This window comes from Rariglobus hedericola (assembly GCF_007559335.1).
Classification (GTDB): Bacteria; Verrucomicrobiota; Verrucomicrobiia; order Opitutales; family Opitutaceae; genus Rariglobus; species Rariglobus hedericola.
Window position 1 is genome coordinate 117,015 of sequence record NZ_VMBG01000003.1, and the last position, 18,466, is coordinate 135,480.

18 protein-coding genes and 1 pseudogene are annotated in these 18,466 nt (G+C 63.2%); 11 read left to right on the forward strand and 8 right to left on the reverse strand.

Going from position 1 to position 18,466, the window contains the following annotated elements; all coding sequences use genetic code 11:
- Positions 1 to 78: 78 nt before the first annotated feature.
- Positions 79 to 2,460, reverse strand: coding sequence for a methyl-accepting chemotaxis protein (locus FPL22_RS17875; RefSeq protein ID WP_203235178.1), 2,382 nt, complete (start codon positions 2,458 to 2,460; stop codon positions 79 to 81).
- 139 nt (positions 2,461 to 2,599) lie between these two features.
- Positions 2,600 to 3,295: a phosphatase PAP2 family protein gene (locus FPL22_RS16215; RefSeq protein WP_144354076.1), complete on the reverse strand. Its 696-nt coding sequence runs from the start codon at positions 3,293 to 3,295 to the stop codon at positions 2,600 to 2,602.
- A gap of 119 nt (positions 3,296 to 3,414) precedes the next feature.
- On the opposite strand from FPL22_RS16215, the gene FPL22_RS16220 reads away from it, so the two are divergent.
- Complete coding sequence (locus FPL22_RS16220; protein ID WP_144354077.1) at positions 3,415 to 4,332, forward strand: diacylglycerol/lipid kinase family protein; 918 nt, start codon at positions 3,415 to 3,417, stop codon at positions 4,330 to 4,332.
- The gene (locus tag FPL22_RS16225) at positions 4,329 to 5,180 is read left to right on the forward strand and encodes a metallophosphoesterase family protein (RefSeq protein WP_144354078.1); all 852 of its coding nucleotides are present in this window, start codon (positions 4,329 to 4,331) and stop codon (positions 5,178 to 5,180) included. Before FPL22_RS16220 ends, FPL22_RS16225 begins: the two co-directional genes overlap by 4 nt.
- Here FPL22_RS16225 and FPL22_RS16230 read toward each other — a convergent pair.
- The 3 genes from FPL22_RS16230 to FPL22_RS16240 form a co-directional block, all read right to left on the reverse strand.
- The gene (locus FPL22_RS16230) at positions 5,164 to 5,559 is read right to left on the reverse strand and encodes a response regulator (protein ID WP_144354079.1); all 396 of its coding nucleotides are present in this window, start codon (positions 5,557 to 5,559) and stop codon (positions 5,164 to 5,166) included. The genes FPL22_RS16225 and FPL22_RS16230 overlap by 17 nt on opposite strands.
- A 72-nt stretch (positions 5,560 to 5,631) precedes the next feature.
- The gene (locus tag FPL22_RS16235; protein WP_144354080.1) at positions 5,632 to 6,798 is read right to left on the reverse strand and encodes a sensor histidine kinase; all 1,167 of its coding nucleotides are present in this window, start codon (positions 6,796 to 6,798) and stop codon (positions 5,632 to 5,634) included.
- A gap of 14 nt (positions 6,799 to 6,812) precedes the next feature.
- Positions 6,813 to 8,306: an ATPase domain-containing protein gene (locus tag FPL22_RS16240; RefSeq protein WP_144354081.1), complete on the reverse strand. Its 1,494-nt coding sequence runs from the start codon at positions 8,304 to 8,306 to the stop codon at positions 6,813 to 6,815.
- Between the two features lie 214 nt (positions 8,307 to 8,520).
- On the opposite strand from FPL22_RS16240, the gene FPL22_RS16245 reads away from it, so the two are divergent.
- From FPL22_RS16245 to FPL22_RS16255, 4 genes are all read left to right on the forward strand, one after another.
- Entirely contained in the window at positions 8,521 to 9,246 is a 726-nt protein-coding gene (locus FPL22_RS16245; RefSeq protein ID WP_162525344.1) for a DUF1919 domain-containing protein, read from the forward strand.
- Positions 9,246 to 9,866: a hypothetical protein gene (locus FPL22_RS17735; protein ID WP_162525345.1), complete on the forward strand. Its 621-nt coding sequence runs from the start codon at positions 9,246 to 9,248 to the stop codon at positions 9,864 to 9,866. Before FPL22_RS16245 ends, FPL22_RS17735 begins: the two co-directional genes overlap by 1 nt.
- Positions 9,859 to 10,623, forward strand: a complete 765-nt coding sequence (locus tag FPL22_RS16250; protein WP_162525346.1) for a methyltransferase — start codon at positions 9,859 to 9,861, stop codon at positions 10,621 to 10,623. The genes FPL22_RS17735 and FPL22_RS16250 overlap by 8 nt, the downstream gene beginning before the upstream one ends.
- Positions 10,624 to 10,749: 126 nt before the next feature.
- Positions 10,750 to 11,601, forward strand: coding sequence for an SGNH/GDSL hydrolase family protein (locus FPL22_RS16255; protein WP_144354084.1), 852 nt, complete (start codon positions 10,750 to 10,752; stop codon positions 11,599 to 11,601).
- A gap of 63 nt (positions 11,602 to 11,664) precedes the next feature.
- Here FPL22_RS16255 and FPL22_RS16260 read toward each other — a convergent pair whose 3' ends face one another.
- Entirely contained in the window at positions 11,665 to 12,426 is a 762-nt protein-coding gene (locus FPL22_RS16260) for an SDR family NAD(P)-dependent oxidoreductase (RefSeq protein ID WP_144354085.1), read from the reverse strand.
- Positions 12,427 to 12,460: 34 nt separating this feature from the next.
- Positions 12,461 to 13,195: an SDR family oxidoreductase gene (locus FPL22_RS16265; protein ID WP_144354086.1), complete on the reverse strand. Its 735-nt coding sequence runs from the start codon at positions 13,193 to 13,195 to the stop codon at positions 12,461 to 12,463.
- Positions 13,196 to 13,343: 148 nt separating this feature from the next.
- Here FPL22_RS16265 and FPL22_RS16270 point away from each other — a divergent pair, with 148 nt between their 5' ends.
- Complete coding sequence (locus FPL22_RS16270; RefSeq protein WP_203235179.1) at positions 13,344 to 14,279, forward strand: AraC family transcriptional regulator; 936 nt, start codon at positions 13,344 to 13,346, stop codon at positions 14,277 to 14,279.
- A 276-nt stretch (positions 14,280 to 14,555) separates the two neighbouring features.
- Positions 14,556 to 14,852 (forward strand): annotated as a pseudogene (locus FPL22_RS18190) (SDR family NAD(P)-dependent oxidoreductase); the annotation flags it as partial.
- A 33-nt stretch (positions 14,853 to 14,885) separates the two neighbouring features.
- Here FPL22_RS18190 and FPL22_RS16280 read toward each other — a convergent pair.
- The gene (locus tag FPL22_RS16280; protein ID WP_203235180.1) at positions 14,886 to 15,512 is read right to left on the reverse strand and encodes a TetR/AcrR family transcriptional regulator; all 627 of its coding nucleotides are present in this window, start codon (positions 15,510 to 15,512) and stop codon (positions 14,886 to 14,888) included.
- Positions 15,513 to 15,656: 144 nt separating this feature from the next.
- Between FPL22_RS16280 and FPL22_RS16285 the strand changes: the two genes are divergently transcribed.
- From FPL22_RS16285 to FPL22_RS16295, 3 genes are all read left to right on the forward strand, one after another.
- The gene (locus tag FPL22_RS16285) at positions 15,657 to 16,442 is read left to right on the forward strand and encodes a 3-oxoacyl-ACP reductase family protein (RefSeq protein WP_144354088.1); all 786 of its coding nucleotides are present in this window, start codon (positions 15,657 to 15,659) and stop codon (positions 16,440 to 16,442) included.
- Between the two features lie 215 nt (positions 16,443 to 16,657).
- A complete protein-coding gene (locus tag FPL22_RS16290; RefSeq protein ID WP_144354089.1) occupies positions 16,658 to 17,494 on the forward strand; it encodes an alpha/beta fold hydrolase in 837 nt (278 codons plus the stop codon).
- A 127-nt stretch (positions 17,495 to 17,621) separates the two neighbouring features.
- Positions 17,622 to 18,419, forward strand: coding sequence for an alpha/beta hydrolase (locus FPL22_RS16295; RefSeq protein ID WP_144354090.1), 798 nt, complete (start codon positions 17,622 to 17,624; stop codon positions 18,417 to 18,419).
- The last annotated feature ends 47 nt before the right edge of the window (positions 18,420 to 18,466 follow it).

Sequence of the window (18,466 nt, forward strand, 5' to 3'; positions counted from 1 at the left end):
ACCCAAAGCGACCGTCCACAAAGCGCAATCCCTGTCTGCGGTTTTCAGGTCCGTCGTGAAACCCGTGCTGGGACTGCCTTATGCAGGCTGTCCCGAGGCACGAGCGCCCACCGGCCGGACGCTCTTGGAAGCCCGCTTCGAATCCGTGCGCACACCGGTCAGAACCTGCAACTGCACAACCGCCTCCTGCAACATCACCGACTGGCCGTTGAGCTCCTCCGCCGCCGCGGCGGTTTCCTCCGCGCTTCCCGCATTGGACTGCGTCACTTGATCCATCTGCGAAACCGCGGTGGAGACCTGGGCAATGCCTGTGCTTTGTTCGTCGGAAGCTCCGGCAATTTCAGCCACCAGCGTATCCAGCTGTTGGATGAGTGCATGGATATCCTTGAAGCTGGCCGCTACCGTGGCGCTGATTTCCGCGCCCTGCCTGCTCTTGGCGACGGAAGCCTCGATCTTGGCGGATGTTTCCCTGGCGGCGACGGCTGATCGCTGGGCCAGCGCGCGAACCTCCTCGGCCACCACCGCAAAACCGGCTCCATGCTCACCGGCGCGCGCGGCCTCCACGGCCGCGTTGAGGGCGAGGATATTGGTCTGAAATGCGATTTCATCGATCGTCTTCAGAATCTTGGTAATGTCCTCGGATGCCGATTTGATCGCCTCCATCGATTCCAGCATGACCTGCATCTGGCCGGTGCCCGCCACTGCGGATTCCCGGGCGGCAGTCGCGACGGATTTCACCTTCTGCGAGCCCTCCGCATTGCGTTTGGTCATCGATGAAAGCTCCTCGAGTGAAGCCGACGTTTGCTCAAGCGAAGCCGCCTGTTCACTCGCGCCTTCAGCCAAAGCCTGACTGGCGGCCGAAACCTGGCCTGCCGCCGCCGCCGTCTGGTCGGCACCAGCGCCCAGCGAGCGCACCAGATGCCCCAGGGGTCCCGTGATGCTGCGTGCGATTATGAGCGCCAGTCCGGCACCCAGCATGACGGCCGCGACACCGAGCCAGACCACGGTTGACTGGGTGTGCTTTAATTCCGCCGCCATACGCGGACCATCCTGATTTTGCTGGGCGATAAATTCCTCGGCGAGATCGGTAACTTCGAGATCAATCACCGATCCCAACAGGCCCATGCGCCGGTTGATTTCCATGACCGCGGTTGTGCGGCCGGCCAGTGCCGCCGCTTTTAACTCAAGCTGCAAAGACGCATGCTTGCCCACTTCCTCTTCGATTACTCGCAGTCTTTGACGGCTCGCCGGAGCTTCAATCAACGCATCCGCTTTTCGGATAAACTCCATGAGTTTAGTCTTATGTTGATCGTAGCGGGCGGATGCCTCGGGCGTGCGTAAGATCACCAGATCCTTGGCCGCGATACGCATCTCCAAATATTCAGTCGTGATCTCTCCAACCAGAACGCTGCGCCGTGCGTCTCCCCGGTAGTTGGTGAAATCCAACAAGGCCGTGTGGAGGCTGTAATAACTTTCGGCGGCCAGCCCCGCGAGCACGAGCAACACACAGGAAAAACCCGCGCTCAAACGGGCGTTGATCGTCCATGCCTGCATTCCCCTGATCGAGTAACGGTAAATTGCGAACAACAGAAGGGCGAGCGCCAGCACCCCTGCACCAATTGAAACATAACCCAGTGAAGTTGCGTGTTCCGCCGAAACCGGCGTGGACGCAGGCACCTCATGTCCGGCAGCATCCACAGAACCCGCATGCGCACCTGCGGGTGCGGCTTCATGCCCGATCTCATTCGCTTCGTGTCCGGCTCCTCCCGTGGAAGCCAGCAAGCGGGCTTGATCGGGATGCTCTCCGTGCCACTGGATGGCGCCGGTGGAGAGATCGTAAACGGCCCCGACCACCTTGAGTTTTCCCGCCTTCACGAGATCACGGACGGTCGCGCTGTTTTCAAAAATATCCTCGATCGAATGCCAGACGTTGCCATCCACGGCCTTCGATAAAAAGTCCGCTCCGGACAAACCTGGATTTTCTGCGTGCGCCTTTTCGACTGCAGGCACGATCGGTTCGACAAGCTGCTGAATGCTGCCGTGGACCTGCGCATGCTCGGCCACCGCTTTGACCGCGCCGCACGAGCTGTGCCCGAGAAACACCAGGAGCGTGGAGCCCAGATGTCCGGTGCCGTATTCGATGGAGCCGAGTTCATCGGGTTTCGCGACATTGCCGGCGACCCGCACCACAAAAAGATCGCCGACGCCCTGGTCGAAAATCGCCTCGGGCGGCACGCGTGAATCCGAACACGTAAGGATCGTTGCGAACGGCGCCTGCCCTCCGGCCACTTCGATTCTGCGCGCCGCTGTTTGATGCGGATGAATCGTTTTTTCCGCGGCAAAACGCAGATTGCCTTCACGCAGATTTTGCAGGGCCACGTCAGGCTCCACGGCGGTGGGCGCAGCCACGGCAATACCCAGCGACATCAATATGAGAGCGGTCAAACGGAGGGCATTCATAGGAAGGAGTGGGGCACAGACACGCGGCCACAACGGTCACATGAGATGCCTCTTAATCGGTCTCCCTTCCCAAAGCTTTAAACTCCGCACGCCGGAAACCGCTCCAGCCATCCTTCGCTGGCCGGCAAACCTGCCTCTATTAAACCGGCTTGGGCGTGAACCGCGCCGCCACAAGCCAGCAGGCCACCGCCCAGGCCGTGCCCGCACTCCAGCCCGCCAGCACATCCGTCGGATAATGCACGCCGAGAAACACCCGGCTCAGCCCGATCATAAACGTCAGGAAAAACGCCACGCTCACAAAATAGATTTTCTCGCGCCGACGGTCCGAGGCCTGGGCCAGCAACGCCCCCAGCGTCAGATAAACCAGCGACGACAACATCGAGTGTCCGCTCGGGAAACTCGCCGAATGCACCTGCGACAGATGCGGCACGATGTCCGGCCGCGCGCGGTCAAACGACATCTTCAACACGTTGCTCAACACATACCCGCCCGCCACCGTTCCCGCGATCAAGGCCACGCGTCCCCACTGGCGGCGCATCGCCAGGTAGCCGATCACGAGCAGCGACAACGTGATTACCACCACCGCACCGCCGACCGCGCTCACGTCCCGGCCCACTTCCACCAGCCACAATGGCCCCGCCGGCACACCGGGATTTTCGGGACTGCGCAACATCCGCATGAAGCGCGTCTCCGTCTCCAGATGAGTTTCATGCCTCACCACGCTCGCCACATGGATGAACAACCACACGCCGAGACACAGCGCCGCCACGCTCGCGAACAACACAAACTCATTCCAGCCGGCGTTTTTCCAATAGGTCTTCCAACGGGATATCATGCGGCGGATGCAAACAGCTCCTCCAGTCCGTCGACAAGCCCGCTCACACTTAAAATCACACGCAACCAACCGCCCGTCCGCCGGTCGGCTCATGCAGACACGCCCGTCACCCGCACCGCATGAAATTCATCGTCATCCTCAACAGCAAAGCCGGCACCGCCGCCAAAGGCTCCGAAGAGCTGGCGCCGGATGCCCTGCGCACCGCTTTTTCCGAAGCGGGGGCCGAGGCCGATGTGCGCGCGGTCACTCCCGACCAGATCGAAGCCACGCTTCGCGAAGCCGTCTCCACGCGTCCCGATGCCGTGATCATCGGCGGCGGCGACGGCACGGTGCGCAGCGCCGCGGGCTTGCTGGCCGGCACGGGTATTGCCCTTGGCGTGCTTCCGCTGGGCACGCTCAATCACTTCGCCAAAGACCTCAAAATTCCCCCCACCGTGAAAGACGCCATCGCAGTCTTCGCAGCGGGTGTTGTGCGCGAGGTCGATGTCGGCGAGGTCAACGGCCATGTGTTCATCAACAACTGTTCCCTCGGTTCCTATGCCGAGGCCGTCCGCCGCCGCGACGCATTGCGTGACACCCACGGCCACGGCAAATGGCCGGCGATGATCCGCGCGTCGTTTCAAGTTTTCCGACGCCTGCGTCGCATGCACCTGCGATTCACCTCCGCCGATGGAAAATCCCGCTCCGTGCGCACGCCGGTCGTGGTGATCGCCAACAACCGCTACTCCGGTCACGTGCTCGATAAAACCATGCGCGCCCGTCTCGATGAGGGCCATCTCTGGCTCTACACCGCGCATGTTCACCGCCACCTCGCCGCGCTGCGTCTCGCGCTTCAATCCTTGGTGCGCCGGCTCGACGAAGCCGATGCACTCGCCTCCGAAGCCGTCACTGAAATCACCATCGCCAGCGAACGCGGTCCGCTGCCCGTCGCCATGGATGGCGAACCGGTCGAGCTGCCGAGCCCGCTGCATTTTCGCATACGGCCGCGCGCACTGCGGGTGCTCGTGCCGCGCGATGAACGGAACGGGCAGACATGAAAACCATCGCTCACATTTCCGATCTCCACTTCGGCACCGAGCGTCCGGAGATCGCCGCCGCGTTGCAGGCGGAACTGCACGCACTCGCACCGGCGCTGGTCGTGGTCAGCGGAGATCTTACCCAACGCGCCCGCAGCGGCCAATTCATCGCCGCGCGCGATTACCTCGCCACGTTGCCCGGTCCGCAGCTCGTCGTCCCCGGCAATCACGACGTGCCGCTTTACGATGTCGCCCGGCGGTTTCTGGCACCACTCGCACGCTACCGGCATTTCATCAACGACGACCTGAATCCCGTTTACGACGACGGCGATTTGTTCGTCGGTGGACTCAACACCGCGCGTTCGCTCACGTGGAAAAGCGGACGCATCTCGCTCGACCAAATCGAAAATCTCCAGGCTCGACTGCGCTCCTCCTCCGCACGTTTCAAAGTCGTGGTGACACACCATCCGTTTATCCCGCCTCCGTCAAAAGGCTCGCCCGATGCGCGCATCGATCTGGTTGGTCGCGCCGCGCGTGCGCTCACGATTCTCGATTCGGACAAAGTGGATCTGCTCCTCGCCGGACACCTGCATCACAGCTACTCGGGCGACACGCGCACGCACTACCCCGCCGCGCACCGCGCCATCATTTCTGCGCAAGCCGGCACCGCGATTTCCAGCCGTGTGCGCGCCGGAGATCCCAACGGCTACAACCGCATCACGCTCGACGGAGACACCATTACCATCGAAGTGCGCACTTGGCGCGACGGGGCATTTTCCCCGCTGAATTGCATGACCTATCACCGTCATGAAACGGGCTGGAGCGCAGCCCACGAAGCGCGGCCAAACCCGCTCAGCTGCCAAAAATAGTCGCGAGGTGCGCGGTCAACAAGGGCTTCACCAGGTAGCCTTGAGCTCCGGCTTTTTCCGCGCGTTGCTGGTCGCTCATTTCCGCCGATGAGGTGAGCACATACACTTTCAAATCACGCAAGGCCGGCTCCGCCCGCAGCCACTCTAACACTTCGTGTCCGGTGAATTCCGGCATCTTCAAATCAAGCAGGACGACTTCCGGCAGCGGATAACGCGTGCGGTCGGCATAGTCGCCCTTGCCGGCCAGATAATCCATCGCCTGCCGGCCATCGGCCACATGAAACACCGGAGCGATCCCCGCCTTAGCCAAGACGCGCTTGGAAAGGAAAAGATCATCATCGTTATCCTCGGCGAGGAGAACTGCGACTGGAGGCTTCATGAGCCGCCCAGAGAGGAAACAGTTGTTCACAACGTCAACCTTACAACTTAACAGCCGCCAGCCCAAGCCACGCTAATCCGCCTTCGCCAGTTCCAGCCAGAAGCGCGCGCCTTGCCCCGGTGCCGACTCCACGCCGACCGATCCCCCCATGCGTTCGGCCGCCTTCTTGACGATAGCCAGGCCGATGCCCGTGCCCTCCACCTGCTTGTGGGCGGCACCCCGTTCAAACATCCCGAATATGCGCTGCTGTTGAGAGAGATCGATTCCCATGCCTTGGTCAGCGACGGTCACACGGATGCGATCGCCGCGCGTGACCGCATAAATTTCCACATGCGGCACCACACCTTCGCGCTTAAACTTCAGAGCGTTCTCCAACAGGTTCGAAAAACACTGGATGAGCGAAGGTCCGTGCCCAAGCACCGCACCCAGCGGAGCCTGCAGGTGGATCAGATGTTTCGATGCGATGAGCGAGGGGTATTGCTCGATTACTTCGCGCAACATCACCTCCAGATCCACCGGTTCCAGCGTGAGCTCTCCCCGGGAAACCCGCGTATAGGCGAGCACATCCTGGGTGAGACGGTCCATGCGATGCGCTGTGCGCGAGATGCGCGCCAGCAAATCCTTCGCCCCCGGCTCCAGCGTGGCACCGTAATCCTCGATCAACGCCTGCGCATACCCGTCGAGCACGCGCAAGGGTGCCCGCAGGTCATGCGACACGCTGTAGGAAAACGCCTCCAGTTCCTCGACCATCTGCTGCAGCTTGGTCGTGCGTTCGACCACCCGTTCTTCGAGGGACGCGAGCAGCGTCTCGCGGTCCGCCAGCAGGTCGCGGATCTCGTATTGCCGGCTGCGGGCTCGCAACGCCGTCTTGAGCGTGGCCACCAGCGTCGAGGCGCGCAGCGGACGCTCGATCAGCGTGAGGTTGGCCCGTGCTCCCACCAGCGCGGTCGCCCGCGTGCTCACCGGGCTGAACTGTCCGCCGGAGGTAATCAAGACCACCGGCACATCCGACCAGGTCGCCTGCCGCTCCAGCTGCGCCGAGAACAACCCGGCCTGCGCCGAGTCCATCGCCTCCTCCGTGATCAGGAGCGCCGCGCAACCCGCGCGAAACTCCTCCGCCGCCATCGCCAAGTCGCGGCACACCCGCGTGTCGATGCCCGCCGCGGCCAGCACTTCCGCGATATTGCGTGCATCGGCCCCCAGGGGAGCCGTGATCAACACTCGTTTTTCTATATTCACGATATTGATACAATCTAGTGCTCGGGAAGCATGTCGGATGATTTGCCCTCGAAGGTCGGCACACCGGTCAGCACGCCGTGGAATTTCTCCAGCGGCTCGCCCACGCGGATGCCGTTCTGGTCGAACTTGAATTCACGGATGAAGTCCTCGTGCGAGCCCATGCGTTTTTTCACCACGGAGATCGCCTTGCGGATGCGGCCCTCCTGCTCGAAGTAGCGCAGCAGCATCACAGTGTCGGCCAGATACGTGAGGTCGATCGGCGTGTTCATCTGGCCCACGATGCCGTGCTGCGCCACCGTCATGAGCGACACCACGCCGTGGCGGCTGAAGAACGACAGCAGCTCGTGCAGCTGGATGTTAAGGAACTTCACGTTGGGCATCGCCTGCAGGTAGCTGTTGAGACTGTCGATGACCACGAGGCGCACCCCCTCTTTCTGAACCCGCTGCTTGAGGCGGTGGACGAACTCGCCAGGCGTCAGTTCGACGGGGTCCACCTGCATGATCTCGATCATGCCCGAATCCACGTATTGCCGCACCGGGATTTTGATCAGCTCCGCGCGCTCGAACAGCGTGTGCGCCGTCTCTTCGAACAGGCACAACGTCACCTTTTCGCCACGCGCCGCCGTGTTGACCACAAACTGAAGCGCGATGGTGGACTTGCCCGTGCCCGCCGGCCCCAGCAGCAGGCAGCTCGTGCCGTAATCCAGTCCGCCACCCACCAGGGAATCCAGTTCGGCAATGCCCGAACTGATCCTGCCGGGCTTGAACGACGCCTCATGGTCCGAGGCAACCAGGCGAGGAAACACGGTCACGCCTCCTTGCACGATCGCGGCGTCATGAAAACCTCCGACAAAATTCACTCCGCGCAGCTTGTTGATTTTCACCCGCCGGCGCTCGGCACCGTAATCGGAGGCCAGCTGCTCGATGGTGATCACGCCGTGCGCGATGCTTTGCACGTGGAGGTCGCCGCCGCCTTCGCCCGCCGCATGGTCGTCCAGCACCATGACGGTCACATCGCGCTGGCTGAAAAATTGTTTCAACGCCAGCATCTGCCGGCGGTAGCGAAACGGGGTGTCCGACAACAGCCGCAGCTCCGAAAGCGAGTCGATCACCAGCCGCTTCGGTTTCACATCTTCGATCCGCTTGAGAATAATGTCCGTGGTCTTGTTAAGTTCGATTTCCGAAGGATGAAAAACCGTGTTCTGCGCCTCATGCGCGAGTTGGTGCTCGAGTGCCGATAACTCAAAAATATCGAGCCCCGAAAGATCCCAATGGTGCGAAGCCGCGACCGCGTTGATCTCATCCCGCGTTTCAGAAAGCGTGATGTAGAGCCCCTTTTCCCCGAGCCGGATACCTTGGAGCAAAAACTGGAGTGCCAGGGTGGTTTTGCCCACGCCGGGATCGCCCTTCAACAGATACAGCCGGTTGAGCGGAAGCCCTCCTTTAAGAATCTCGTCCAGACCTTCGATTCCTGTGGGGCAATTGTGCGGTTCGTGCGTGGAGTTCATGCGTTAAGAAATGTATTACCTGTTGTTGATGACCGACAGCAGGCCTCCAAAAAAGTGCGCCGAAAACGCCACTTATCGAACAGCCCCCCGTATCACTTTGGGAACTATACGCGCCCTCTCGCCGCACCGCTTCCGTCATCCGCCGGTAAAATCGCCGGCCCGTCTTCAAACAACGCTTGCCCGGTTGATTCCCCCAACCGACCGTCCCCATGCCGTGCCTCTCCTTGTGATCACCGAACGCTACAACGCCTTTCGCGCGCGCCACGCCCGTCGCTATAAAGACAGGCGGCTGATTCGCCAGGACTTCACCGTTATCAGCGATGATTGCTGGGGCGGAAAAATCTACTCCGCGTTCGGTCTGAAGTGCCACTCACCCTTCATCGGCATGGGTTTTCGCGCCAAGGAATACCTCGATTTCGTCTGCCACTTTCACGATGAGGGCGCCCTCGATGTGCTCGGCACGTCGACCCGCGAGGACAACGGTTTCCATCAGATCGAGACCCGTCACGCCCAGCTTCAAGGCATGCACTACGACTCGCAGGAGGAGTTTCTCCATGCTTACGAACGTCGCCGCAAAACCATCCTGTGGGACCGCGTGTTCATCAAAATAGACTTCGGCAAAAAGAATTACACCGCCGAGGACATCGCCCGCTGGAACGCCCTTAAGTTTCCCAACTCCATCGCGCTTTATCCGGACCTGCCGCGCTTCCGCGAGGTCCCCATCCACAACGGCGTGGCCTTGCCCGGCTGGGATCTCGACGGCGCGAATCAATTCCACGTTTCCTGCCGCAGTTTTGACCTCTTCGAGTGGCTCAACCACGGCACCATCCGCTGGTCGTTTTCCTACTGGTTCCGGCAGGTGATCTTTATGGAAAAGGTGCCCGTGAAGCGCTTTCTTCTCATGCTGGGCGTGGGCCGCATACGTTATCCCTGGCATTGATGAACCCGCCTACCTCCCGACGTCGCTGGGCCTGGATCAACGGCTGGGGCATCCACGCCGATGTCTTCACCGCCACGCTCAACGCCTGCTGGCCCCGCGACGACCACCAGGTGTTCCCGCCCGACCGTCACGCACTCGACCGCCTGCGCGCCTCGCAAGCCGACATCCTCGCCGGCTACTCACTCGGCAGTCTGTTGCTGCTCTCCGCAGAGGCCTGGCCCGCCTCCGTTCAACTGGTGGCCGTCGCCCCGTTGCTCGCCTTTGATGCCGAGGCCGGCCTGGGCGGCACGACCCCCGCCGCCACCCGCCTCAACTTGCGCTGCAAATTCGATCAAAAACCAGAAACCCAGTTGAAGGTGTTCCAACGCATGGCCGGCCTCCAGGGTCTCGTCACCGACCCGCTCCCCGGCACGCCCGAAGATCTGGCCTGGGGACTTGATGCCCTCGGCACGCTGAGTGCTCATCCCGCCAACACCCGCCGCGCCCGTCTCTATGCCGGCGCGTGCGACCGACTGCTCGCGGCACACGCTCTCCACGCCCACACCGACTCGCTTCACATCATCGCCGACGCCGGCCACGACTTCCGCCAACTCCTCCCCGCCGTCGCGACTCATGAGTGAATCTCCCGCACCTTTCCCTCCGTCGCCCGCCCGTCCGTCGCTCGCCTTTGACCGCAAAGCCGGCAGCTACGATGTGCATGCCCATGTGCAGCGCGACACCGCCGCGTGGGTCGCCGAATGGCTGCCGCCCGCCGGCACATTCGCAACGTGTCTGGAATTTGGCGCGGGCACCGGCAACTTCACCCGCCACTTGGAATCCCGCTTCACCCAACTTGAAGCCACCGACCACGCCCCCGCCATGGTCGCCCAAGGCCGACTAGCCTTTCCCTCCGTCACCTGGAGTGAACGTGATGCGTGGAACCCCGCCGACCCCGCCGGCACGCGGGACTTCGTTGCCTCCTGCAGCGTGCTGCAATGGGCGGCCGATCCCGTCGGCGTGCTCACCCGCTGGCGCCGCCTCCTGCGCCCCGGCGGCCGGCACTTGTCGGGCATCTACATCGCCCCGTCGCTCCCGGAGTTCGGTGCATTGATCCCCGAACGCCGCCCCTTCCCGTGGCGCACCGCCGACGAGTGGAGCAAAAGCTTTTCCGCCGCCGGTTTCACTGACATCCGCGTGGACACCAAAACCCGCGAATACATTTACCCGACCGCCCGTGCGCTGATGCGCCAGCTCCACGGCACCGGCGCCACCATCGTCGGCGCGCCCTTGGCCGCCGGACGCCTGGTCACACTTCTGCGCGATTATGAACGCGTCCACCGCCGCGCCGACGGCGTGCCCGCCACCTGGACTTTCTGCCGCATCGAGGCCGTCGCCTAGCCGCTGGCAACCGTTCAATTCTTCGTTCGCTGCAGGCGTAATCCGGATAATGGGCGGAAACGTTGGGCGAAGAATACGCATGCTTCCGTTGCCTTCCGGCACGCATCGTCTTTGAATTTTCGCTTCATGCGCCTTCTACCCCTGCTCGTCACTTCAGCCGTCCTCGTTTTCAGCCCGCTACTTTCCGCCGCCGGCCTCATCGTCAAAAAGGGCGACACCATCGCGTTCCTCGGCGACTCCATCACGGCCCAAGGCGCCGCCAGCTCCGCCGGCTACGTCCGCCTCGTCGCGAGCGGTCTCGCCGCCCAAGGCATTGACGTCACCGTCATCCCCGCCGGCATCAGCGGACACAAATCCGACCAGATGCTCGCCCGCCTTGAAAGCGACGTGCTCAGCAAAAAGCCCACGTGGATGACCCTCAGTTGCGGCGTGAACGACGTCTGGCACGGCGCGAAGGGAGTGTCGCTCGAAGATTACAAAACCAACATCAAAGCGATTCTCGACCGCTGCCAGCAGGCCGGCGTGAAGGTCGTCATCCTCACCTCGACCCAGATCAAGCTCCCCGTCACCAGCCCCGAAAATGTAAAGCTGGCCGACTACAACGCCTTCCTTCGCGACACCGCCAAGGCCCGCAATCTCCCGCTTGCCGATCTCAACGTCGCCATGGCCGCCGAGCAAACCGCCAATCCCAAACGCGTGCTCACCGTCGACGGCGTTCACATGAATCTCTACGGAAACCTGATGATGGCGAAAGGCGTGCTCGGCGCCTTCGGCCTGAACGACAAGCAACTCGCCGCCGTCAACACCAGCTGGATGAACCAGCCCGACCTCTATCAATCGGGCGCCAAGATCAAACTCTCGCTCAACGAACTCGCCGCCTTGGAAGCCGTCGCCGCGAAACAAAACAAATCCGTGGACGCCTTGATCACCGACATCTCGACCGCCGCCGTGAAAGCGACGCTGCCCGCCGGCAAGTAAGAAGCGTCAGACATTCCAAGACCAACCGACCCCGCTTACCGCAAAGCGAGGCCGGACGGATTCTTAGAGAAACATCCCGCCCGAGGCTTCGACTCGCTGGGCGTTGACCCAGCGACCGGCCTCGGAGCACAGAAAATCCACCACGCCACCGATGTCCTCGGGCACGCCGACGCGGCCGAGCGCGATGTTCTTTTCCATGAACTCGCGCGCACCGGGATGCGACAGCGCCTCGCGCGTGAAATCCGTTTCGATGATGCCCGGCGCGACCACGTTGACGCTGATCTTGCGAGCACCGAGTTCCTTCGCGAGGTAACGCGAGAGCACTTCGATCGCTCCTTTCATCGACGCATAAGCCGCGTAGCCGGGCACCGAAAACCGTGCGAGGCCCGTGGACGTGTTCACGATGCGTCCACCGTCGGCGAGCACAGGCAGCAGCGTCTGCGTGAGGAAAAACACGCCTTTGAAATGCACGGCCATCAGTTCGTCGAACGCCGCCTCGGTCGTCTGCGCGAAGGGCGCCTTCCGGTCGATGCCCGCGTTGTTGATCAGAAAATCGAAGGTCGTCCGCTGCCAGGTGGTTTCGAGCGCGGCGGTGAGCGACGCGGCAAACGCCGCGAACGTGTCGCTGCGGGCCGTGTCGAGTGGCAGCGCGACGGCGCGGCGCCCGAGCGCGCGGATCTCCGCGACAACCGCTTCGCCTTCGGCCTGGCCGGTGCGATAGGTGATAACCACATCGGCGCCGGAGCGCGCGAGCTGGAGCGCTATGTTGCGGCCGAGCCCGCGCGAAGAACCCGTGACGAGGGCGATTTTGTTTTGGTGATTCATGATGAGCAGGATCCGTTGGTTTGAGGAAGGAGCGTTACTGGCCGCCGGCAGTCGGGCGGATAACGAGTTCGTTCACATCCACGTCGGCCGGTTGCTCGATGGCGTAGGCGACGCCGCGCGCGATGGCGTCGGGCGTGAGGGCAACCTTGCGAAAATCCTCGATCATATCGCGCGTCGCCGGATCGGAAATCGTGTGGGCGAGTTCGGACTCAACGACGCCCGGCGAAACAATCGTCACGCGGATTTCCTTCGTCTCCAGGCGCAGGCCCTCGGAGATCGCGCGCACCGCAAACTTGGTGCCGCAGTAAACCGCGCACGTCGGCCACACCTGGAAGCCGCCGATCGACGAAACATTGATCACGTGGCCGGCCTTGCGCTCTTTGAAGTGCGGGAGCACGGCGGCGATGCCGTGAAGCACGCCGCGGATGTTCACATCGATCATCTGATTCCATTCTGCGACCTTCAACTCGGCCAGCGGCGAGAGCGGCATGACGCCGGCGTTGTTAATCATGACGTCGATGCGCCCGAAGGTCTTCAGCGCGAAATCGGCGAAGGTCTGCGTGTCTTCGAGACTAGTGACATCGAGCGTGCGGTATTCGACCGTGCCGCCGGCGGCGCGGAGTTCGGCGGCGAGTTTTTCGAGACGGTCGGTGCGGCGGGCGCCGAGAACGACGCGGGCGCCCTTGGCGGCGAGGAGGCGGGCGGTGGCTTCGCCGATGCCGCTGCTGGCACCGGTGATGAGAACGACTTTTTGAGCGATGTTGGACATGGTATTAAGTGGGTGTCGGTCGGGGCTCATTCCCTCGGTCTCGACGCCATCACTTTATCGAAATCCACGTTTTCCCACAATACACAGGCCTCCGGGAGTATTGCCTGATTCTACGAACACCCGGACCAGAATTGCCTTTTTAGACGAAATGATTGCCTATTCCACCACCATGGCCGTCAACCGCCCGACACTCACCACCAACACCCGCATGGCTTCCCTGCTGGCCGATCTGGCCGAGGGCCACGGCTTCAGCGCGTCGCGTTTGCCCGGCGTGAAGTTCATGCGTTCCGCCACGCACGTGCCACCGTCACCGATCACCTATGAGCCCAGCATCGTCATCGTCGCACAGGGCCGGAAGACCGGACGCCTCGGCGAAAAAACCTTCGTCTACGACGCCAACAACTACCTTGTTCTGACCGCGCCACTGCCCTTCGAATGCGAGACCTTCGGCACGCCCGAGAACCCGCTGCTGGGTCTTTCCATCGCCGTCACACCCGCGCTCGTCGCGGAACTTCTTGTGCAAATCGAGTCCGCACCCGCCGACAACGACGCCCGCCCGCAAGCCATCGAATCCGCCCCGATCGACGATGCGTTGGGCAACGCCGCCGTGCGCCTGCTCGAGTGCCTGCACTCGGCCGACGACGCGCGCATCCTCGGCCCGCAGATCATGCGCGAGATCACCTACCGCGTGCTCACCGGTCCGCTCGGCGCCAACCTCCGTGGTCTCGCCGCACCCCAGAGTCACTTCGGCCAGATCACCCGCGTGCTCAACCGCATCCACGCCGACTACGCGCGCACCTACGACATGGAGACGCTCGCGCGCGAAGCCGGCATGAGCGTATCCACGTTTCACGCCCACTTCAAAAACGTGACCGCCTCGTCGCCGCTACAATATGTTAAAACCATCCGCCTCCACAAAGCCCGCATGCTGATGGTGCACGACGGACTGAGCGCGGCGGGCGCGGCGCTCCAGGTCGGCTACGAAAGCGCCTCGCAGTTCAGCCGCGAGTTCAAGCGCCACTTCGGCGGCGCCCCCGCCGAAATCGCCACGCAACTCCGCGCGAGTCTGATGCGGTTTGCGTGACGCTTCGGTGCCTCAGCGTCCGCTCTCTGCGGCCGGCTCCCATCGCGGTTCTAGCGCCACGTGCGCCTCGACCTTCCAGAGCAGCGTATCGACCCCGCGCGTCACTTCGGTGAACACATCCACCGTAACCGCGTCGCCGGCCTTCTCCGCCGCGCGGATCGCCTCGCGCGACGTCTGCGCCACACGGGCCAGTGCCGCCGACAGCGCCCACAAGTGCTCCGCTCCGTCGAGAGCCTCCAGCGGATACGCCTCAAGCCGCGAGTCTTTCGCCAGCGCGCCAACGTCTCGGTCTACGCCGCCACCAAGGCCGCCGTGGACGGCCTCACCCGTTCCTTCGCCAAGGAACTCGGCGCCCGCAAAATCCGCGTCAACTCCATCAACCCCGGCCTCGTCGAGACCGAAGGCCTGCACGCCTCGCCGGTGTCGCAGGGCAAAGACGCCGTCGCCGCCTCCACCCCGCTCGGCCGCATCGGCCAGCCCGACGACATCGCCCCCGCCGTCGTTTACCTCGCCTCCGACGACTCCAGCTGGGTCACCGGCGAAACCCACACAATCGCCGGCGGCGTCCGCTAAACGACATCCGACGCCCCGCGCCGACCGGCATCCTCACGCCGCCGGCCACGCGCGCATCGCCAGCGCGACCAGACGGCGCAACTCCTCGCGGGTTGCGCCGTCTCGCGCTTGCGCCGCCAAGCCCTCGATGACCGTAAACACATACCGCGCCAGATCCGCCGGATCAGTGTCCGCCGCCAGCTCGCCCTCCGCCTTCGCCCGCTCCAGCCGCTCGCGAATCGCGCCCTGCGTGGCCGCGCGACGTTGCTGGAGCTCCCGCGCGATCGGCTCGTCCTCCGCGCCGCTCGGCAACGCTCCCTGCACCACCAGACAACCGGGCGGATTGTCCGGATGCGTGTGCGATTCCAGAATCACGTTGAGCAACCGCTCGATCGCCACCCGCGCCACCGGCTCCGCCAACGCCGCCATCGCCACCGGCGCCCGCTCGCTTTCGTAGAGATCCACCGCCTTCCGGAACAGCGCCTCCTTGTTGCCGAACGCCGCATAAAGACTCGGCTTGTTGATATCCATCGCCTCCGTGAGATCCGTCAGCGACGTGGCCGCATAGCCCTTGCGCCAAAAAACCTCCAACGCCCTCGCCAACGCCTGATCGACGTCAAAGGCTCGCGGACGTCCCACGGCCACGGGAGAGGGAACTGCGCTTTCGTTTTCTGCTTTCATACCGACCAGTAAGGAGCGGAAAACCACCCTTTCAAATAAATATTTACCTTTCGGTATAAAAGCATTGACGAACACCTCTCGGCCTATTTTTATACCGTTCGTTACAAAACAACCTGTCTTTAACAAATCAACTCATCCAAAATCATGAACGCCATCGCCTCCACCACCGCATCCTCCGTCTCCTCAAACGTTAAGAACATCGCCGGCAAGGTCGCCCTTGTCACCGGCGGCTCCCGCGGACTCGGTGCCGCCATCGCCAAACGCCTCGCCGCTGACGGTGCCGCCGTCGCCATCACCTACACCAGTTCGCCCGACAAGGCCGCCGCCGTCGTCAGCGCGATCGAGGCCGCCGGCGGACGCGCCCTCGCCCTCCAGGCCGACAGCGCCGACCCCGTCGCCGTGCAGGCCGCCGTCGCCGAAACCGTCAAGGTCCTCGGCCGCCTCGACATCATGGTGAACAACGCCGGCATCCTCGCCATCGCGCCCATCGACCAGTTCACCCTCGCCGACTTCGACCGCACCATCGCCGTCAACGTGCGCGGCGTGTTCGTCGCCTCGCAAGCCGCCGCCGCCCACCTCCCCCAAGGCGGCCGCATCATCAACATCGGCAGCGTCAACGCCGACAGCATGCCCTTCGCCGGCGGCTCCGTTTACGCACTCAGCAAGGGCGCGGTCGCCAGCTTCACCCGGGGCCTCGCCCGCGATCTCGGCCCCCGCGGCATCACCGTCAACAACGTGCAGCCCGGCCCCGTGGACACCGACCTCAACCCCGCCCACGGCCCCTTCGCCGACAGCCTCACCAAGATCATGGCCCTCGGCCGCTACGGCCGCGCCGAGGAAGTCGCCGGCCTCGTCTCCTACCTCGCCGGCCCCGACGGCGGCTACGTCACCGGCGCCAACCTCACCATCGACGGCGGCTTCGACGCCTGAGCTCCGCAACGCGTAGTTAGTAATTGGATACACAGAAAGGGCCGTTTCAACCGAAACGGCCCTTTCCGCGTTTTGGCACAAATCGTCGGCTCCTTGGCGTTCACGCCCTGCACGATCTGCGCTAGAGTGTTGTCATGCCAAGCGAGCCACCCGGTTCGCCGGCCCAACCAATCCTTCCTCAGAAAAACCAAATCCAAAAAACGAAAGACACCACCATGAGCCACAACACCCTCACCACCACCGACGGCACCGTTATCTACTACAAAGACCTCGGCCCCAAGGACGGCCCCGTCATCACCTTCAGCCACGGCTGGCCCCTCAGCTCCGACGCCTGGGATCCGCAGATCTTCTTCTTCGCCTCCCGCGGCTACCGCGTCATCGCCCACGACCGCCGCGGCCACGGCCGCTCCTCCCAGCCCTGGAACAACAACCACATGGACCAATACGCCGACGACCTCGCCGAGCTCCTCCAAAAGCTCGACGTGAAAGACGCCGTCATGGTCGGCCACTCCACCGGTGGCGGCGAAGTCGCCCGCTACATCGGCCGCCACGGCACCGCCCGCGTGAAGAAAGCCGTCCTCATGGGAGCCGTCCCGCCCATCATGGTGAAGACCGACAAAAATCCCGGCGGTCTCCCGCTCGAAGTCTTCGACGGCTTCCGCGCCGCCTACCTCGCCGACCGCGCCCAGTTCTTCCTCAACGTCGCCAGCGGCCCCTTCTTCGGCTTCAACCGACCCGGCGCCCAGGTTTCGCAAGGCCTCATCCAATCCTGGTATGCCCAAGGCATGCAGTCCGGCTTCAAGAACGCCTACGATTCCATCAAAGCCTTCTCCGAAACCGACTTCACCGAAGACCTGAAAAACATGACCGTGCCCACGCTCGTCATCCACGGCGACGACGACCAGATCGTGCCCATCGGTGCCTCCGCCCACGAGTCGATCAAGCTGCTGCCGAACGGCACGCTCACGATCTACGAAGGCGGCGACCACAGCCTGGCCGACACCCACAAGGATCGCTTCAACGCCGACGTCCTCGCCTTCGCCCAAGCGTAACCATCCCCGAAAGGTGTCGCGCGGAGGACAAACCAAGGACGCGAAGGCTCCTCCACCCTCCATCCTTCGCGCCCTTTGCCCGACTTCGCGCGACACCCTCCTAAAACTCCGACCTCTCGCTCCACCCATGAAAACCATCCTCCTCATCCACGGCCTCTGGGTCACCCCGCGCTCGTGGGAAAAGTTCAAGACCCGCTACGAAGCCCGCGGCTACAACGTCCTCGCCCCCGCCTGGCCCGGCATCACCGGAGAAGTCGAAGACATGCAACGCGACCCCTCCGCCTTCGCCGCGACCGGCATCGCCGAAGTCGTCGCCCACTACGAAAAAATCATCCGCGCCCTCCCCGCCCCGCCCATCATCATCGGCCACTCCTTCGGCGGACTCATCACCCAACTCCTCGCCGACCGCGGACTCGCCTCCGCCGCCGTCGCCATCGACTCCGTCCCGCCCAAAGGAATCTACGTTCTCCCGTTCTCGACCTACGAAGCCCTCACCCCCGCGCTGATCAACCCCTTCAACGCGAAAAGCACCTACCTCTTCCCCTTCGCCCGCTGGCACCGCGTATTCGCCAACACACTACCGGAAGCCGAGGCCCGCGCCGCCTACGCGGAGCAAGCCATCGCCGCGCCCGGCAAAGCGATCTTCCAAGCCGCGCTGTCCAACGTCACGCCCGCGTCACTCGCCACGGTCAACTTCAAGAACCCCACCCGCGCCCCGCTCTTGGTCATCGGCGGAGAAAAAGACGTCATCATGCCCGCCGCCCTCAGCCGCAAAATCTACGCGGAGCACCGCGCCTCGCCGTCGATCACCGCCTACAAAGAATTCCCCTCCCGCAGCCACTACCTCATCGCCGAAAAAGGCTGGGAAGAAGTCGCCGACTACGCACTGACGTGGGCGGGGAGCCCAAGCGGTAGCATCACCTGAAATCTCGACGGTCCGTCACTTGCGTCTGCATCCGCAGAGATGGCAGG

Coding starts and splice junctions, on each gene's coding strand:
- FPL22_RS16250 (WP_162525346.1), top strand. CDS start 9,859: ATGAGTGAATCTCCCGCACCTTTCCCTCCGTCGCCCGCCCGTCCGTCG.
- FPL22_RS16295 (WP_144354090.1), top strand. CDS start 17,622: ATGAAAACCATCCTCCTCATCCACGGCCTCTGGGTCACCCCGCGCTCG.
- FPL22_RS16255 (WP_144354084.1), top strand. CDS start 10,750: ATGCGCCTTCTACCCCTGCTCGTCACTTCAGCCGTCCTCGTTTTCAGC.
- FPL22_RS17735 (WP_162525345.1), top strand. CDS start 9,246: ATGAACCCGCCTACCTCCCGACGTCGCTGGGCCTGGATCAACGGCTGG.
- FPL22_RS16265 (WP_144354086.1), bottom strand. CDS start 13,195: ATGTCCAACATCGCTCAAAAAGTCGTTCTCATCACCGGTGCCAGCAGC.
- FPL22_RS16270 (WP_203235179.1), top strand. CDS start 13,344: ATGATTGCCTATTCCACCACCATGGCCGTCAACCGCCCGACACTCACC.
- FPL22_RS16285 (WP_144354088.1), top strand. CDS start 15,657: ATGAACGCCATCGCCTCCACCACCGCATCCTCCGTCTCCTCAAACGTT.
- FPL22_RS16280 (WP_203235180.1), bottom strand. CDS start 15,512: ATGAAAGCAGAAAACGAAAGCGCAGTTCCCTCTCCCGTGGCCGTGGGA.
- FPL22_RS16230 (WP_144354079.1), bottom strand. CDS start 5,559: ATGAAGCCTCCAGTCGCAGTTCTCCTCGCCGAGGATAACGATGATGAT.
- FPL22_RS16225 (WP_144354078.1), top strand. CDS start 4,329: ATGAAAACCATCGCTCACATTTCCGATCTCCACTTCGGCACCGAGCGT.
- FPL22_RS16220 (WP_144354077.1), top strand. CDS start 3,415: ATGAAATTCATCGTCATCCTCAACAGCAAAGCCGGCACCGCCGCCAAA.
- FPL22_RS16290 (WP_144354089.1), top strand. CDS start 16,658: ATGAGCCACAACACCCTCACCACCACCGACGGCACCGTTATCTACTAC.
- FPL22_RS16260 (WP_144354085.1), bottom strand. CDS start 12,426: ATGAATCACCAAAACAAAATCGCCCTCGTCACGGGTTCTTCGCGCGGG.
- FPL22_RS16215 (WP_144354076.1), bottom strand. CDS start 3,295: ATGATATCCCGTTGGAAGACCTATTGGAAAAACGCCGGCTGGAATGAG.
- FPL22_RS17875 (WP_203235178.1), bottom strand. CDS start 2,460: ATGAATGCCCTCCGTTTGACCGCTCTCATATTGATGTCGCTGGGTATT.
- FPL22_RS16240 (WP_144354081.1), bottom strand. CDS start 8,306: ATGAACTCCACGCACGAACCGCACAATTGCCCCACAGGAATCGAAGGT.